Source organism: Stenotrophomonas maltophilia group sp. vghtpe118, from assembly GCF_052605195.1.
Genome location: NZ_CP199672.1, coordinates 1792699 through 1808361 on the forward strand (window position 1 = coordinate 1792699; position 15663 = coordinate 1808361).

Below are 15663 nucleotides of genomic sequence, written 5' to 3' on the forward strand. Positions count from 1 at the left end.
CCCTCTTTCGTCAATCCAGGAACCGCGCGGCCTGTTCCGGTGCGGGTAGATGGCAGGTGTCATGCCGACCGAACCAGCGGTAGCGGTTGCGTGCCAGCGCGCGATACGCCGCATCACGCCAGCCGCGCGGCACGAGCCGCAGCACGCCGGCCAGGCGCCAGGCGCCGCCCAGCCCCGCAAGTACGCGCAGGATCGCATCGGTATCGGTCCAGGCACCCTGTGCGTCCAGCAGCAGGAACGACATCGGGTCCTGCGGATCCAGCCCGTGCGCGCGCAGCATCGCGCTGCCCTTCTGCCCCTGCATCGCTGCAAAGCGGTAGCGCCCCCTGCGGTCGAAACGCAGCAGGAACCGCACCCAGCGATTGCACAGTGCGCACACGCCATCGAACACGATCACCGCGCTGCCCGCCTCGGCGGCAGCGTCACCGCGGTTCGAGCCAACCTTCATAGCGGATCAGGGCTCCGGCCCAGGGCAGCGTCACATCGACCAGGAAAGTGTAGCGCTCGCCCTGCCAGGCTTCACGGCAGCGCACACCGCCGAACCAACGCGTCGGCAGCGGCAGCAGCCCGAACGCCCAGACCCGGCGCACCGACCAGTCAATACCACCGTCGCGGGCCCGCAGCGCGAACTCGAAGCGCACCGCGCCCAGCTGCTCGCGCAGATGCCCGTCGTGCGCCCACAGCCGCGACACCATTGGCCAGCGCCCGAACCGCCGCGCCCACTGCTCGCCCTGCCGGTAGCGGTTGAACGCCACCTCGGTGGGCAGCGCGTCACCGTCCTGTGGCAACCGCGCCAACGCAGCCAGCAGCGGCACCAGCCAGTGCCGCCCCCTCACGATGCAGGCCTGCCCTGCGTAGCGGCGCGGCAACGGCGCGGCATGCAGCGCCTGCACCGGTCCTGCCAGGGTGGCGAAGGCCGGCCCCAGCACACGCGCGAACAGCGGCGGAGTCAGGGCGCGATCCAGGCCAGGGTCGCCATGCGCCCGGTGCAACGATCGCGCCGATGCGAATACAGGTCCGGGTCGGCCATCGTCGACACCGTGCCGCCATACACCTGTGCCGGGTCCATCCCCACAGACTGCAGGCGCTGCCGCGCCAGCGCGAACAGGTCCACCTTCCAGTGTCCGGGACGGGTCACGACGAACGCCCGCTCAGCAGCGGGATCATGGCCGACGAAGGCGTGATAGACCTCCTCGCCGATCTCATAGTCGGACGGCCCGGCGGCCGGGCCCAGCCAGGCCCGCAGCTGCGCCGGCGGCGTCTGCAGGGCGGCCACCGTGGCCTCCAGCATGCCGTCCGCCAGCCCCCGCCAGCCGGCATGGGCCGCGCCCACCTCGCTGCCGTCCGCGGCGGCGAACACCACCGGCAGGCAGTCGGCGGTCAGGATCGCCAGCACCACGCCCGGCACCGAGGTTACCGCCGCGTCGGCCACCGGCTCGCGCGCGCCGGGCACCGGCGGTGCATCGAAGCGCAGCACGGTGCTGCTGTGCACCTGGCGCAGCCAGTGCGGCGCCGACGGCAGCGCCAGCCCCTGTTGCAGCAGCTGGCGGTTGTGCTCCACGTTGGCCGGGGTATCACCATCGGCCGCGTGCCGGTTGCCCAGGTTGAACTGCGCGAACGGCGCCGGCGAGATGCCCGCGCCGTGCCGGCGCGTGGTCAGCGCATGGACGCCTGCGGGCGCCGGCCAGTCGGCCTGCAGCAACGGCAGCGCGGCCGCCATCACCAGCGGTCCCGCTCGCGGGCGGCGAAGGCTTCGCTGTCTTCGCGCAGCACCTTCAGCAGGTGCAGCATGTCCTCCGGCACCGGCGCGGTGTTGCGCACCGGTTCACCGGTGATCGGGTGCGTGAACTCCAGGGTCTCGGCGTGCAGGGCCTGGCGCTTGAAGCCGCGCAGCGCGGCCACCAGCTCGTCGCTGGCGCCCTTGGGCAGCTTCAGCGCGCCGCCATACAGCGGGTCGCCGATGATCGGATGGCGCACGTGCGCCATGTGCACGCGGATCTGGTGGGTACGGCCGGTTTCCAGGCGGCACTCCAGCGCGGTGTGTGCCCGGAAGCGCTCGCGCAGGCGGTAGTGGGTCACCGCTTCCTTGCCGTCCTCACGCACCGCCATCTTCAGGCGGTCGCGCGGGTGGCGGTCGATCGGGGCATCGGCAGTACCACCGGCCACCAGTGCGCCCATCACGATGGCCAGGTACTGACGGTGCACGTCACGTGCCGCCAGCTGCTCGACCAGCGCGGTCTGCGCTTCCAGGGTCTTGGCCACCACCATCACGCCGCTGGTGTCCTTGTCCAGGCGATGCACGATGCCGGCGCGCGGCAGCACCGCCACCGACGGATCGCGGAACAGGAGCGCGTTGACCAGGGTGCCGCTGTGGTTGCCGGCACCCGGATGGACCACCAGGCCCACCGGCTTGTTGATCACCAGCAGGTGCTCGTCCTCGAACAGCACGTCCAGCGGGATGTCCTCCGGCTGGGCGTCGGTCTGGGTTTCCAGCACCGCGTTGAGGGTCACCACCTCGCCGCCACGCAGCGGATCGCGCGGGCGCACCTGGGCACCGTCCAGCAGGACCTCACCGGCCTTGATCCACTCGGTCAACCGCGAGCGCGAGTATTCGGGGAACAGTTCGGCCACGACCGCGTCGAAACGACGGCCCGCAGCGGTGTCGGGGACGATGGCCTGGCGGGCCGATTCAGAGGGTTGTTCAGACATGGCAGGGGGCATTCTTTGAAATTTTGGGGTCCCGGCGGCCGGTTTCAGTCGCTGGACAGGACACTAGGCTATCATCGACCCTTCGTATTCCAGCCGCGTCCCGCCTCGACCCCATGATCCGACGCTCCGCCATGCTCTCCGCGCCCGTCCGCCTCACCGCCCTGCTGCTGGTGCTGGTCATCGCCGCAACCGGCTGCCATCGCGGCGCCAAGAAGGGTGATCGCCCCGATGAAGGCGTGCCGGTCGAACAGCTGTACGAGAAAAGCCACAAGCTGATGCAGGGCGGCAACTGGAGCGGCGCCGAAGCCAGCTTCCGCCGTCTGGTGGCCCAGTATCCGTACGGTCCGTACACCGAGCAGGCGATGATCGAAACCGCCTACGCGCAGTACAAGGCCGGCAAGCACGATGACGCGGTGTCCAGCATCGACCGCTTCATCCGTACCTACCCGACCCACCGCAACATTGCCTATCTGTACTACCTGCGCGGCCTGGCCAACTCCAACCGCAGTACGGTTTTCCTGCGCCGCGTATGGTCGCTGGATGCCAGCCGCCGCGACCTGTCCACGCCGCACCAGGCGTACTCGGACTTCAACATCGTGGTTGATCGTTACCCGAACAGCCGCTACGCCGCCGATGCGCGCCAGCGCATGCTGGAGCTGCGTGACGTGTTCGCCCAGCACGAGCTGGACAACGCGCTGTACTACATGCGCCGCGGCGCCTGGGTGTCAGCCGTGGGCCGCGCCAACTACCTGCTGGAAACCTACCCGCAGAGCGCCTTCCAGTACGACGCCGTGGCCGTGCTGGCCGATTCCTACACCCACCTGGGCAACAAGACCCTGGCCGACGACGCCCGCCGCGTCCTGCAGCTGAACCAGCCGGATCACCCGTGGCTGGAAGGCAAGTGGCCGAAGTACCCGTGGATGATCCGCAAGCTGAACCCGTTCGCCGGCGAGAAGTCCGCCAGCACCGGCCAGCGCAACGCGCGACTGGAAAAGAAGTAAAAGAAGGCCCCGAAAGGGGCCTTTTCTTTGTCGGCAGATCCACGCCATGCGTGGAGGGTTCGTGCGCCCATGGACCACGATACTAGGAATTCTACGAATCCCCGGCGGATGCGACGCCGGTCCCGATCGGCGTAGGCGAGGCCATCCACACTGCGGTGCAACGGCCATCCCGGCCGTGAAGGAGCGCCCCATGACCCCACCGCCCCGCCGTTTCCACCCGCTCGCCTGCATCCTCGCCACTGCCCTGCTGGCGCTGTCCTCGGGCTCCGTGGCGGCTGCCTCACCCGCACCGGGCGATCTGCTGTCTGCTGCCACCTATCGCGCGTCATGGGTGCCGTCCAAGGCCGCCCAGGCCTACAAACTGCACTACCGCACTCCTGACCACCGCGGGCAGCTGGCCGAAGGCACCGGCCTGCTGTACCTGCCCGCCGGCACGCCGCCCATCGGCGGTTGGCCGGTGGTGTCGTGGGCGCATGGCACCCAGGGCATTGCGGATCGTTGTGCGCCCTCGGTCTCCGGCCCCTATCAACCCGAACGCGACGGGCGCTTCCTCGATCGGTTCCTGGCACAGGGCTATGCAGTGGTCGCCGCGGATTATCAGGGCCTCGGAAGCTCAGGCGACCATGCCTATCTGCATGTGCGCACTGCCGCGCGCAACGCCATCGACATGATCAAGGCCAGCCGCCAGTACCTCGGCAACGGGACGCTGTCGCCACGCTGGGTGTCGGTCGGCCATTCGCAGGGCGGTGCCGCCGCGCTCACGGCGGGCCACATCGCCCCCACCTATGGTGGACCGTCGCTGCAGTACCGCGGCAGCTTCACCACCGGCACGCCCACCGCAGTCGAACTGACCGCGCTGGTGATGAAGCCGGACAACCGCACAGCCAATCCTGGCGCGCTCAACGCGTATCACGCGTATCTGCTCGATGGCCTGCTGCAGGTCGCGCCACAGATCGACCGCGTCCTCAGCGACGCCGGCCGCGCCCGTGTGGCCGTGGCACGCGAGCAGTGCCTGGGCGAACTGGCCACCACGCTGGACGGCGCCGACACCGGCAGCATGTTCACTGCGCCGCTGGCCAGCGTGCCGGGCATCTGGGCGGTGCTGTACGACTATCTCGGCGTACCGCGCCGCGGCTTCAGCCAACCGCTGATGTTGGGCCATGGCAGCCAGGACCGCGATGTGCCCTACCTGACCACCCTGCTGTACGCCGCTGGGCTGGCCCTGCGAGGCGAGCCGGTCGCGTTCCGGCGCTACCCCGTCGACCACCGGGGCACGCTGGACGCAGCAGCCGCCGATGGCCTGGCGTTCGTACGTGCGCGACTGGGGGACGATCCCTTCAACGACGCTGCGGAAACCGCCGGCCTCGAACAGTTGCTCGACGGAGTCCGGTAGATCCACGCCAAGCGTGGATGATCTTCGACCATCGTGCGGACCAAGCTCCGCACCCACCGGGGAGGGACCAACGGGTTGCCGGCCAGCGGCCGGCACGACCCGCCAAGCGCTGCCTCAGCCCTTGTAGCCGTTGCTGATCGGGTAGCGCCGCTCGCGGCCGAACGCGCGGCGCGAGACCTTCGGCCCCGGCGCGGCCTGGTGCCGCTTCCACTCGCTGATGCGCACCAGGCGCAGCACGCGGTCGACCACGGCTGCGTCGTAGCCGGCGGCCACGATCTCGCCGCGCGACTGCTCCTGGTCGATGTAGCGGTACAGGATGCCGTCCAGCACGTCATAAGCCGGCAGCGAGTCCTGGTCCAGCTGGTTCTCGCGCAGCTCGGCCGACGGCGGGCGGCTGATCACCGCCGGCGGGATCACCGGTGCGCCGCCCACGGTATTGCGCCACTTGGACAGGCCGAACACTTCGGTCTTGTACAGGTCCTTCAGCGGCGCGTAGCCACCGCACATGTCGCCGTAGATGGTGGCGTAGCCGACCGCGTACTCGCTCTTGTTGCCGGTGGTCAGCAGCAGGCCGCCGAACTTGTTGGCCAGCGCCATCAGGATCACGCCGCGGCTGCGCGACTGCAGGTTCTCTTCGGTCACGTCCGGCGCGGTGCCTTCGAACATCGGCGCCAGCGATTCCATCAGGCCCTTGAACGCCGGTTCGATCGACACAGCCTCAAGCTTCACCCCCAGTGCCCGGCACTGCTCGGCGGCCAGGTCGTTGGACAGGCCGGCGGTGTAGCGCGACGGCAGGCGCACGGCGGTCACGTTCTCCGCGCCCATCGCATCCACGGCCAATGCCAGCACCAGGGCCGAGTCGATGCCACCGGACAGGCCCAGCCACACCTTCCTGAAACCGTTCTTGCGGCAGTAGTCCTGGATGCCACGGGTCACCGCGCGCCAGGCCAGCGCGTCCATGCTCTCGTCGCCGTCGTCCATCCACACATGCGGCATGAAGCGGCGGGTCTCACCGTCATACTCCACCACCAGCCACTGGTCGACGAAGGCAGCAGCGGCCGGGTGCACCGTGCCATCACCATCCGCCACCACCGAAGCACCGTCGAACACCAGCGCATCCTGGCCGCCCACCACGTTGAGGTAAGCGATGGCCGCCCCGCTCTCGCGGGTACGCGCGGCCAGCACGGCGTCGCGCTGCGCATGCTTGCCACGCTCGTAGGGCGAAGCATTCGGCACCACCACCAGCTGCGCACCCGCGCGCATGGTGTCGGCCAGCGGCTCGGCGAACCACAGGTCCTCGCAGATCAGCAGGCCGACCGGAATGCCATTGACCTCGAACACGCAGCTGCCACCATCCGGATCGACGTCGAAGTAGCGGCGCTCGTCGAAGACCGCGTAGTTGGGCAGTTCGCGCTTGCGGTAGGTCTGCTCGACCAGGCCGTCACGCAGTACGCTGGCAGCGTTGTAGACCACCGCGCCAGCCGCCTGCGGCCAGCCGACCACGGCGGTGATGCCACGGCAGGCGGTGGCGATGCGGGTCAGCGCCTGCTCGCACTCGTACAGGAAACCCGGGCGCAGCAGCAGGTCCTCCGGCGGGTAGCCGCTCACCGCCAGCTCGGGGAACATCACCAGCTCGGCGTCGTACTCATCGCGCGCCTGGCCGATCATCTCGATGATGCGCTCGGTGTTGCCGGCGACGTCGCCGACCGGGAAGTCGAACTGCGCCATCGCGATGCGGATCGAAGCCATGGGAATCCAGCCTGTGGTTGCAATGCTTCCATTGTAACGCCGCGTCGTGCGCGCGCCGGGGGCGTTCACTGCGTGGACAGCCCCGGCTCAGTACGCCATGCGTGGATGGGGTTACCGGAACCGTCAGGGCGCCAGACGCAGAAAGGCCGCCCAAAGGCGGCCCTTCTGTTTCAGGCAGCCGGCCAGCGGCCGGCTCTACAGCATCGTCTGCGCGAGGCAGCCGATCTTATTTCACCAGCTTGGCGATGGCAGCGCCCAGGTCGCCCGGCGAACGGACGGTGACCACGCCAGCGGCTTCCATCGCGGCGAACTTGCCTTCCGCGGTGCCCTTGCCGCCCGAGGCGATCGCGCCCGCGTGGCCCATGCGCTTGCCGGCCGGAGCCGACGCACCGGCGATGAAACCGACGACCGGCTTCTTCACATGGTTCTTGATGTACTCGGCGCCGGCTTCTTCTGCGTCACCGCCGATTTCGCCGACCATGATGATGCCTTCGGTCTGCGGGTCTTCGTTGAACAGCTTCAGGCAGTCGACGAAATTCAGGCCGTTGATCGGGTCACCGCCGATGCCGATGCAGGTGGACTGGCCCAGGCCGACTTCGGTGGTCTGCTTGACCGCTTCATAGGTCAGGGTGCCCGAACGCGACACGATGCCGATCTTGCCCGGCTTGTGGATGTGGCCCGGCATGATGCCGATCTTGCACTCGCCCGGCGTGATGACGCCCGGGCAGTTCGGCCCGATCAGCACGGTGTCCGGGTAGGAACGGGTCAGCACGTTCTTCACGCGCAGCATGTCCAGCACCGGGATGCCTTCGGTGATGCAGACGATCACCTTGATGCCGGCAGCCGCAGCTTCCAGGATCGCGTCGGCCGCGAACGGCGGCGGCACGTAGATAACCGACGCGTTGGCGCCGGTGCTCTGCACGGCGTCGGCAACGGTGTTGAAGACCGGCAGGTCGATGTGGGTGGTGCCACCCTTGCCCGGGGTCACGCCGCCAACAACCTGGGTGCCGTACTCGATCATCTGAGTGGCGTGGAAGGTGCCCTGCTGGCCGGTGAAGCCCTGCACGATCACCTTGGTGTTCTTGTTAATCAAAACAGACATGGGAATTTCCTTCGGTGTCGTGGATCAGGCGGCGTTCTTGACCGCTTCAACGACCTTCTTGGCGCCGTCGTTGATGTTGTCAGCCGGGATGATGGCCATGCCGCTGTCACGCAGCAGCTGCTTGCCCTCTTCCACGTTGGTGCCTTCCAGGCGCACCACGACCGGAACCTTGACGCCCACTTCCTTCACGGCGGCGATGATGCCTTCGGCAATCATGTCGCAGCGGACGATGCCGCCGAAGATGTTGACGAAGATGCCTTCAACCTTGTCCGAGGACAGGATCAGCTTGAACGCTTCGATGACGCGCTGCTTGTTCGCACCGCCGCCCACGTCCAGGAAGTTCGCCGGCTCGCCGCCGTTGAGCTTGATGACGTCCATGGTGGCCATGGCCAGGCCGGCACCGTTCACCATGCAGCCGATGTTGCCGTCCATGGTGACGTAGTTGATGTCCAGCTCCGAAGCGGTCACTTCGGTTTCATCTTCCTGGGACTTGTCGCGCATCGCGACCAGTTCCTTGTGGCGGAAGTTGGCGTTGTCGTCGCTGTTGAACTTGCCGTCCAGCGCGTACAGGTTGCCATCGTCCAGGATCGCCAGCGGGTTGATCTCAACCAGCGCCAGGTCCTTCTCGTTGAAGATGCGGTACAGGTTCACCATGATGTTGGCGAACTGGCCGGCCTGCTTGGCGGTCAGGCCCATCTTGAAGCCGATGTCACGGCCGTGGTAACCCTGCACACCCTCGACGAAGTCCACGTTCAGGGTGTGGATCTTGTCCGGGGTCTCGGCAGCGACCTGCTCGATTTCCATGCCGCCTTCGGAAGAGGCGATGTAGCTGATGGTGCGGGTGCCGCGATCCACCAGGACCGACAGGTACAGCTCCTTGACGATCTCACCGGCGGTGGTCACCAGCACCAGGTTGATCGGCAGCTCGACGCCGGCGGTCTGGTAGGTGGCCATCTTGGTGCCGAGCATCTTGGCCGCTGCGGCCTTCACGTCGTCGACGGTCTTGCAGAACTTGACGCCGCCAGCCTTGCCGCGGCCGCCAGCGTGGATCTGCGCCTTGACCATCCAGGGGCCCTGGCCCAGCGACTGGGCGACTTCAACCGCCTCGTCCGGGGTCGCCGCGACCTTGCCGGCCGGGACCGGGATGCCGTATTCGGCAAGCAGTTGTTTTGCCTGGTATTCGTGGAAATTCATGCGTCACCGTGGGAATAGGAACGACCGCACGCAATTCCTCAGGGCCCCCTCAAAGAGGCACCGGCACGGACCGCGGCGGGCCCACTATTGTGGCCGAGCCGGCGCCGGGGCGCAAAGAAGTCTGTACAAAACGCCAGACCCGGCCAGATTTCCGCCGTCATTCAGGCAGTTGCGCCCGGGGGCCGGCTGGCCAGCGGTATCCATCCCAGGCCAAATGCGCGATCCGGGCCGCACCGGCGGGCGCCTGCCGGCGGCCCTATACTGGTCAACCAGGGTGTGTAGCGTCGGGGGTGCTCGACGGCTTCCACCGCAAGCCACATCGAAGCGACGTACCGCCCGGCCTCAGGGGACGCCGGGCAGGCCCGCCGCAGATTCCAGACCCAGGCAGCCAGAAGGGGAGTTCCGGCGTGTCACCCAGTGCTTCATTGATCGACCGCATCGAATCGATTCCGCGGCGTGAGCTGTATTTCTTCGCGCTGTACCGGGTGCTGATCGCCTCGGTCATCGCCGCCCTGCTCTACAGCCCGCTGTCGGCCATGGTCGGCGAAGCGCACCACCCGCGGCTGGCCGACACCGTCGCGGCGATCTACCTGGCGCTGTCGCTGCTGGCCCTGGTGATCGGCCGCAACGAACGCTGGCTGCGCCCGATCGTGGTCAGCGGCGTGCTGGTGGACATCGTCGCCGCCACCCTGTTGTCGCATGCCCTGCCCGGTGCCAGCGCCGGCATTTCGATGTCGCTGCTGTTCAACATCGCCGCTGCCGCCACCCTGCTGCCGCTCAGCCTGGGCCTGGGCCTGGCCCTGGCCGCCAGCCTCGCCACCGGCGTGGAATACACTTGGAAGCTGCTGGAAGGTGGCGACCCCACCCGTACCCTGGCCGAACTGGCGATGTTCGCCACCAGCTACCTGGCGCTGGCCTTCATCAGTTACCAGGTCGGCAGCCGCGCGCGCCGCAACCAGCAGCTGGCCAACCAGCGCGGCGATGAAGTGGCCAACCTGTTCCAGATCAACGAGCTGATCATCCGCCGCATGCGTACCGGCGTGCTGGTGGTCGACGCCGACAACCGCGTCACCCTGGCCAACGAGGCCGCCTCGATGCTGCTCGGTGACAGCGACGGCAGCGGCGAAAGCGGCCGCCTGGACCTGGCCAGCGCCGCCCCGGAACTGGCCCGTCGCCTGCAGCGCTGGCGCAACGGCTGGGCCCAGGACGAACTGCCGCTGCAGCTCAACCCCGACCAGCCCGAAGTGCAGCCCCGCTTTGCGCGCCTGCTGGCCGGCAGCGAGCTGGCCCTGGTGTTCCTGGACGACTCCAGCGTGGTCTCGCGCCGTGCCGAATCGCTCACCCTGTCAGCAATGGGACGCTTCTCGGCCAGCCTCGCCCACGAGATCCGCAACCCGCTGGCCGCGATCAACTACGCGGTGCAGCTGCTGGAGGAAGGCACCGGCTTCAACGAAAGCGACCGCCGCCTGCTGCAGATCATCCGCCAGCAGTGCCAGCGCACCAACGGCATCGTCGAAAGCGTGCTGGGCCTGGCCCGGCGCGAGCGCGCCACGCCCGAAAACGTCGACCTGGCCGCCTTCGTGCGCCGCTTCGTGCTGGAGTACAAGCAGGGGCAGACGCTGGAGACCGACAGCATCGAGCCGATCATCAACGACACCTCGGTGCTGGCCCAGGTCGACAGCAAGCACCTCTACCAGGTGCTGACCGTGCTGGTGCACAACGCGCTCAAGTACGGGCGCATCGGCCAGCAACCGGCGCGGGTGCGCCTGCGCGTGGCGCAGCACGAGCGCAGCGCGGTCATCGACGTGATGGATCGTGGCCCCGGCATTCCCGAGACCGTGGCCGCGCAGTTGTTCCGGCCGTTCTTCACCACGTCCGAGCATGGCACCGGGCTGGGTCTGTACATCGCCCGCGAGCTGTGCCGGGCCAACCAGGCGCGGCTGGACTACATCCCGGTTCCCGCTGGAGGCTCCTGCTTCCGCCTGGTGCTGCCCGGCCCGCATACGCTGTTGCCCACCTGATCTCGATTCTGTGCGTCAAACATTTGTCGCTTCCAGCCCCCTCGTTTATCTTTCACGCCCATGAACGAAACCCGCAGCGCCCTCGTCGTCGACGACGAACGCGACATCCGCGAACTGCTGGTACTCACGCTCGGCCGCATGGGGCTGCGCATCAGTACCGCAGCCAACCTTGCCGAAGCGCGCGAACTGCTGGCCAGCAATCCGTACGACCTGTGCATCACCGACATGCGCCTGCCCGACGGCAACGGTATCGAGCTGGTCAGCGAGATCGCCCAGCACTACCCGCGCACGCCGGTGGCGATGATCACTGCCTTTGGCAGCATGGACCTGGCGGTGGAAGCGCTGAAGGCCGGCGCCTTCGATTTCGTCAGCAAGCCGGTGGACATCGCCGTGCTGCGTGGCCTGGTCAAGCACGCGCTGGAACTCAACAACACCGAGCGCCCCGTGCCCGGCCCTGCCGCCGAACAGGGCGCACGCCTGCTTGGCGACTCGCCGGCCATGGACGTGCTGCGTACCACCATCGGCAAGGTCGCGCGCAGCCAGGCGCCGGTCTACATCCTCGGTGAATCCGGCGTGGGCAAGGAGCTGGTCGCACGCACCATCCATGCCCAGGGTGCCCGCGCGGCCGGCCCGTTCGTGCCGGTCAACTGCGGCGCCATTCCCGGCGAGCTGATGGAGAGCGAATTCTTCGGCCACCGCAAGGGCAGCTTCAGCGGCGCCCACGCCGACAAGCCCGGGCTGTTCCAGGCCGCGCATGGCGGCACCCTGTTCCTGGACGAAGTGGCCGAGCTGCCCCTGCAGATGCAGGTGAAGCTGCTGCGCGCGATCCAGGAAAAATCGGTGCGCGCGGTCGGTGCGGCCAACGAAGAGCCGGTGGACGTGCGCATCCTCTCGGCCACCCACAAGGACCTGGCCGAGCTGGTCGAGGACGGGCGCTTCCGCCACGACCTCTACTACCGCATCAACGTGATTGAGCTGAGGGTGCCGCCGCTGCGCGAGCGTCGCCAGGACCTGCCGGAACTGGCCGCGTCGGTGCTGGCACGGCTGGCCCGCAGCCACGGCCGCCCGACGCCTTTGCTGGCGCCGTCGGCATTGGATGCACTGGCCCAGTACGCCTTCCCCGGCAACGTGCGCGAACTGGAGAACATCCTGGAACGCGCGCTGGCCCTGGCCGAAGAAGACCGCATCGGCGCCGACGACCTGCGCCTGCCGCAGCATGCCCCGCGCACGCCCGGCAGCGCAGCGCACGCCGAGGCCGTGGTGGACCTGCAGCCCGGCAGCGCCGCCCTGCCCTCGTACATCGAACAGCTCGAGCGCAGCGCCATCCAGCGCGCGCTGGAAGAAAACCGCTGGAACAAGACCCGCACCGCCGCGCAGCTTGGCATCACCTTCCGCGCGCTGCGCTACAAGCTGAAGAAGCTGGGGATGGAGTAAGCACAGGGCCCGACGCGGGCCCACCAACGGGTAGTGCCGGCCGCTGGCCGGCAACCTCATGCATCGCGGCATCCACGCATGGCGTGGATCGACCTCAATCCTTGGTAACGCGGTTGATCTCGGCCAGGCTGGTAATGCCCGCAGCGGCCTTCTTCAACGCCGACTGGCGCAGATCGTTCACCCCGATCTGCTGTGCGGCCTCGGCAATCTGCAACGCATTGCCGCCAGCCAGCACGATCGTGGCGATCTCGTCGGTCATCGGCATCACCTGGTAGATACCGGTACGGCCCTTGTAGCCCTCGGTGCACTCATCGCAGCCGACCGCCTCGTACAGCTCGATACCCGCGTCCAGCTGCGCCTGGGTGAAGCCTTCGGCCAGCAGCGCATGCTCGGGCAGATTGGCCGGGCGCTTGCAGTTGTTGCACAGCCGGCGCGCCAGGCGCTGCGCGATCACCAGCGTCACCGAGCTGGTGATGTTGTACGGCGCGATGCCCATGTTCATCAGGCGCGCGATGGTCTGCGGCGCATCGTTGGTGTGCAGCGTGGACAGCACCATGTGGCCGGTCTGCGCCGCCTTGATCGCGATCTCGGCCGTTTCCAGGTCGCGGATTTCGCCGACCATGATGATGTCCGGATCCTGTCGCAGGAACGAGCGCAGGGCCGCGGCGAAGGTCATGCCGCGCTTGTTGTTCTGCTGCACCTGGTTGACGCCGGGCAAGCGGATTTCCACCGGGTCTTCGGCGGTGGAGATGTTGCGCGTCTCGTCGTTGAGGATGCCCAGCGCGGTGTACAGCGACACCGTCTTGCCCGAACCGGTCGGGCCGGTCACCAGCACCATGCCGTACGGCTTGTGGATGGCTTCCAGGAACAGCTTCTGCTGGTCCGGTTCGTAACCCAGCTTGTCGATGCCCAGCTTGGCCGCGCTGCCGTCCAGGATACGCAGCACCACCTTCTCGCCGAACAGGGTCGGCAGCGTACTCACGCGGAAGTCGATCTGCTTGGTCTTGGACAGATTGAGCTTGATGCGCCCGTCCTGCGGCACGCGCTTCTCGGCGATGTCCAGCTGTGCCATCACCTTCAGGCGCGCGGCGATGCGCTGGTTCAACTTCACCGGCGCGCGCGCGACCATCTTCAGCAGGCCATCGATGCGCAGGCGCACGCGATAGTCGTCTTCATAGGGCTCGAAGTGGATGTCCGAGGCGCCCTTGCGGATCGCGTCCACCAGCACCTTGTTGACGAACTTCACCACCGGGGTGTCATCGCCCTTGGCATCGATGCCGGCGTCGCCGCCCCCGGAAATGTCCTCGTCACCGCCGGACACATCCAGGTTGCCAATGCCATCGTCGTCACCGCCCAGCGCGTCGCCCAGCGTGTCATGGCTGGCATGCCACTGCTCGAGCGTGCGGCGGATCTGGTCTTCATCCACCAGGATCGGCTCCACCACAAGGTTGGTGTGGAACTTGATCTCGTCCAGCGAATGGGTCGGATTGCTGGTGCCCACGAACAGCTTGCCGCCGCGCTTGAACAGCGGCAGCACGTTGTGCTTGCGCAGCAGTTCCTCGCTGACCAGGCTCATCGCGTTCTGGCTGGCGTCGAACGTGGACACGTCGAACAGCGGCATGCCGAACTCGACCGCATTGGCCGCCGCCAACTGGGCTGCCCCAACCACCTTGTTCTGCGCGAACCAGGTCGGCAGCGGCTGGCGGGCCGCAGCGGCCTTGGCCATGGCGTCACGGGCAGAAGCCTCGTCCAGGGCGCCATCCTGGACCAGGCGACGGGCCAGGCCGGTGATGCCGACGAGATTGGCGGTGGTTACGACGTTCATATGAATCCTTGGCTCATCATGGGTCAGGCAGTGCGGCGCGCCCTCCAGGGGCACCGCACAGGGCAGCAGAACCTGCCGCGACCCGCTGGCCGACGACGACGCCAATCCTTCAGCATTACTGCCTCGCCCGGCACTCCCAGCCCGGCAGGCACGATCCTGACTCCCCCGGGGATGATAGCCCCGTCAACGGCCCGCCAACATCCCTTCAGATCACATGTTTCCACACCACTCTCTCCCAGAACGCCCCGTCCGCGCCAAATCAGGGCAGGCCCCTGACCCTGTCCTTCCTGCCCAATCCCATTCATGCACCGCAGCGGAGTACTATTGCACCGGGGAAAATGGGGACACATTTTGAATCAGCTCAGCATCATCCTACCGGCCAAAAATGAAGCCGAAGGCCTCCTTCGTACGCTGCCGGCACTTCGTCTGCAGTACCCACGTGCAGAGATCATCGTAGTCGATGACGGCTCCACCGACGCCACCGCAACAGTTGCGCGTGAACAGGGCGCCCAGGTACTTTCCAGCCCTTATTCCATGGGCAACGGCGCTTCGATCAAACGCGGTGCGCGTGCAGCCTGTGGAGACATTCTGGTGTTCATGGATGCCGATGGACAGCATGACCCGGCCCACATTCAAGCGTTGCTGGACAAATTGGCCGAAGGCTACGACATGGTCGTCGGCTCTCGTGACAGCAGCGGCCAAGCCAACGTCCACCGTGGCCTCGCCAATAGGTTCTACAACTGGCTGGCCAGCCACATGACCGGCTTCAAAGTAATGGACCTCACTTCCGGCTTCCGTGCGGTACGCGCCGGACGCTTCCGCGAGTTCCTGCACCTGCTGCCCAACGGATTCAGCTATCCAACGACCAGCACCATGGCATTCTTCCGAAGCGCCTATCCTGTTGCCTATGTGCCAATCCCGGTTGCAAAGCGTGTGGGCAATGGCAGCCACATTCGTCCGATCAAAGATGGAATCCGCTTCTTGCTGATCATCTTCAAGATTGCGACCTTGTACTCCCCCCTGAAACTGTTCGCGCCGGTGGCGCTGGCCTTCTTCCTTCTGGGCTTGGGTTACTACGGGTATACATACGCGACCATGCATCGCTTCACCAACATGAGCACACTGCTGTTCAGCGCATCGGTGATCATCTTCCTTATCGGCTTGGTATCGGAGCAGATCACCGGCCTTACCTACCTTGCATCGCGGAAGGACTCAACCGAGTGACTGAGGGAGGC

The 15663-nt window shown here is 67.1% G+C and carries 13 protein-coding genes; 5 read left to right on the forward strand and 8 right to left on the reverse strand.

Annotation, left to right across the window (positions count from 1 at the left end; all coding sequences use genetic code 11):
* Positions 1-10 precede the first annotated feature (10 nt).
* The 4 genes from ACUDTM_RS08305 to rluD are packed head-to-tail and all read right to left on the reverse strand — an operon-like array spanning position 11 to position 2709.
* Complete coding sequence (locus ACUDTM_RS08305; protein ID WP_072167650.1) at positions 11-448, reverse strand: thiol-disulfide oxidoreductase DCC family protein; 438 nt, start codon at positions 446-448, stop codon at positions 11-13.
* Complete coding sequence (locus ACUDTM_RS08310; protein WP_188240669.1) at positions 423-929, reverse strand: DUF4166 domain-containing protein; 507 nt, start codon at positions 927-929, stop codon at positions 423-425. Before ACUDTM_RS08310 ends, ACUDTM_RS08305 begins: the two co-directional genes overlap by 26 nt.
* A 20-nt stretch (positions 930-949) precedes the next feature.
* A complete protein-coding gene (gene pgeF, locus ACUDTM_RS08315; protein WP_445391256.1) occupies positions 950-1720 on the reverse strand; it encodes a peptidoglycan editing factor PgeF in 771 nt (256 codons plus the stop codon).
* Positions 1720-2709, reverse strand: a complete 990-nt coding sequence (rluD, locus tag ACUDTM_RS08320) for a 23S rRNA pseudouridine(1911/1915/1917) synthase RluD (protein WP_080376926.1) — start codon at positions 2707-2709, stop codon at positions 1720-1722. Before rluD ends, pgeF begins: the two co-directional genes overlap by 1 nt.
* Before the next feature lie 113 nt (positions 2710-2822).
* Between rluD and ACUDTM_RS08325 the strand changes: the two genes are divergently transcribed.
* Both ACUDTM_RS08325 and ACUDTM_RS08330 read left to right on the forward strand, forming a co-directional pair.
* Positions 2823-3710 (forward strand): outer membrane protein assembly factor BamD, encoded by an 888-nt coding sequence (locus ACUDTM_RS08325; protein WP_032960726.1) that lies wholly within the window; start codon positions 2823-2825, stop codon positions 3708-3710.
* A gap of 190 nt (positions 3711-3900) precedes the next feature.
* On the forward strand, positions 3901-5103 hold the full coding sequence (locus tag ACUDTM_RS08330) for a lipase family protein (RefSeq protein WP_445391257.1): 1203 nt from the start codon (positions 3901-3903) through the stop codon (positions 5101-5103).
* A gap of 114 nt (positions 5104-5217) precedes the next feature.
* On the opposite strand, the gene ACUDTM_RS08335 is transcribed toward ACUDTM_RS08330, so the two are convergent.
* The 3 genes from ACUDTM_RS08335 to sucC form a co-directional block, all read right to left on the reverse strand.
* Positions 5218-6852, reverse strand: a complete 1635-nt coding sequence (locus ACUDTM_RS08335) for an NAD+ synthase (RefSeq protein ID WP_188240666.1) — start codon at positions 6850-6852, stop codon at positions 5218-5220.
* Positions 6853-7078: 226 nt separating this feature from the next.
* Positions 7079-7954: a succinate--CoA ligase subunit alpha gene (gene sucD, locus ACUDTM_RS08340; RefSeq protein WP_005418610.1), complete on the reverse strand. Its 876-nt coding sequence runs from the start codon at positions 7952-7954 to the stop codon at positions 7079-7081.
* A 24-nt stretch (positions 7955-7978) separates the two neighbouring features.
* A complete protein-coding gene (gene sucC, locus ACUDTM_RS08345; protein ID WP_005418614.1) occupies positions 7979-9148 on the reverse strand; it encodes an ADP-forming succinate--CoA ligase subunit beta in 1170 nt (389 codons plus the stop codon).
* A gap of 407 nt (positions 9149-9555) precedes the next feature.
* Between sucC and ACUDTM_RS08350 the strand changes: the two genes are divergently transcribed.
* On the forward strand, positions 9556-11169 hold the full coding sequence (locus ACUDTM_RS08350) for a sensor histidine kinase (RefSeq protein ID WP_445391258.1): 1614 nt from the start codon (positions 9556-9558) through the stop codon (positions 11167-11169).
* 60 nt (positions 11170-11229) lie between these two features.
* Entirely contained in the window at positions 11230-12603 is a 1374-nt protein-coding gene (locus ACUDTM_RS08355; RefSeq protein ID WP_072167645.1) for a sigma-54-dependent transcriptional regulator, read from the forward strand.
* A 94-nt stretch (positions 12604-12697) separates the two neighbouring features.
* On the opposite strand, the gene pilB is transcribed toward ACUDTM_RS08355, so the two are convergent.
* Positions 12698-14428: a type IV-A pilus assembly ATPase PilB gene (gene pilB / locus ACUDTM_RS08360; RefSeq protein ID WP_445391259.1), complete on the reverse strand. Its 1731-nt coding sequence runs from the start codon at positions 14426-14428 to the stop codon at positions 12698-12700.
* Positions 14429-14779: 351 nt separating this feature from the next.
* On the opposite strand from pilB, the gene ACUDTM_RS08365 reads away from it, so the two are divergent.
* A complete protein-coding gene (locus tag ACUDTM_RS08365) occupies positions 14780-15652 on the forward strand; it encodes a glycosyltransferase family 2 protein (protein ID WP_151354670.1) in 873 nt (290 codons plus the stop codon).
* Positions 15653-15663 lie beyond the last annotated feature (11 nt).